The 1,068-nt window shown below is 64.0% G+C and carries 2 protein-coding genes; both read right to left on the bottom strand.

The window, feature by feature from the left end; translation table 11 throughout:
• Nucleotides 1-25: 25 nt before the first annotated feature.
• The gene (locus SYV04_RS43640; protein WP_321552065.1) at nt 26-526 is read right to left on the bottom strand and encodes a transposase; all 501 of its coding nucleotides are present in this window, start codon (nt 524-526) and stop codon (nt 26-28) included.
• A complete protein-coding gene (locus SYV04_RS43635) occupies nt 504-1,031 on the bottom strand; it encodes a helix-turn-helix domain-containing protein (protein WP_321552064.1) in 528 nt (175 codons plus the stop codon). The genes SYV04_RS43640 and SYV04_RS43635 overlap by 23 nt, the downstream gene beginning before the upstream one ends.
• Between the last annotated feature and the right edge of the window lie 37 nt (nt 1,032-1,068).

The following is a 1,068-nucleotide window of genomic DNA, read 5'->3' as shown; positions in this document are numbered from 1 at the left end:
CTAAGCGGTCCGCCATAGATCATGTTCACTTTTTCCGCATGCGGTTTCGGTAGCTGGTGAAGGCGCTGCGGACAGCGGCGAGCAGCTCAGCGAGCGTGGGGTAACTGCGGCGGGGCATTTCGTAGGACTTCACCACGCCGAAGACGGGCTCCACCTCGTTGAGTTCCGGCGAGTACACCGGGAGAAAGAAGAGGCGCACGCCGAGCTTGCGCAGGTGCCTACGTCGTTGGCGAATGAAGCGGCTGGTGTGGATGTTGACGTTGTCCAGGACAACGACGCATGGCCGCTTCCCGGTGGGGAGCACCCGCAGGAAGTCGAAGACATCCGCACTGGTAAGCGAGCGGCCCTTCACGGTGAAACGCAGGGCTCGCTGGCCGTCGCGAATGCCGTAGGCGACCAGGGCGTTGGCGCGCCTACCCTTGGTGGCCTCATGGGCAATGAGTTTACGACTGCCTCGCAGCGTCCAACTGTAGCCCGTCGGTTGAGTGGGAGCGAAGCCGCACTCATCGAGGAAGAAGAGGTCCAGCCTCTGGGAACGGGCTTTTTTTGAGCGTGCTGAGCTTGCGGCGCGCCTGCTCCACCGCCTCGGGCTGCTGCAGATACGCCAGGCTCGACTTGGTGCGGTGCCAGCCAGCACCCAACTCTGCCAGGTAGCGCTCCGTCTGCCGGGCACTCATTTGAATGCCCACCCCGGCCAATGCCTCAGCCAACTGGGCTGACGTCCAGGTACGTGGCTCCGAGAGCAACTGCTCGAGCATGCCCACCACAGTGGCGTATCGCTCAACGTCCGGAACTGGCCCCGGCAGCTTGCGCTCCAGCGCATCCACGCCCTCGCGGCTCCATGCTTTGAGAACACGTCGCACAGTCGCCACATGCACTCCCAGGTACTCCGCAATCCGTGGCGGCGACCAGCCCGAGGCGGACAGGAGAATCATCTCTACCCGGTCACGCTCCCACGGGGTCGCCCAGGACGAGCGACCCCGCTCGCGGAGTCGCTCCCATTCCTCCGGGCTCACATCTGCACGCAGCATCGCAGATGTGTACAACATCTATGGCGGACCGCTTAGC

The sequence above is a fragment of the Hyalangium ruber genome (assembly GCF_034259325.1).
Classification (GTDB): domain Bacteria; phylum Myxococcota; class Myxococcia; order Myxococcales; family Myxococcaceae; genus Hyalangium_A; species Hyalangium_A rubrum.
The sequence above is the reverse complement of the archived record's forward strand: the minus strand, read 5'-3'. Positions and strand labels throughout refer to the sequence as shown.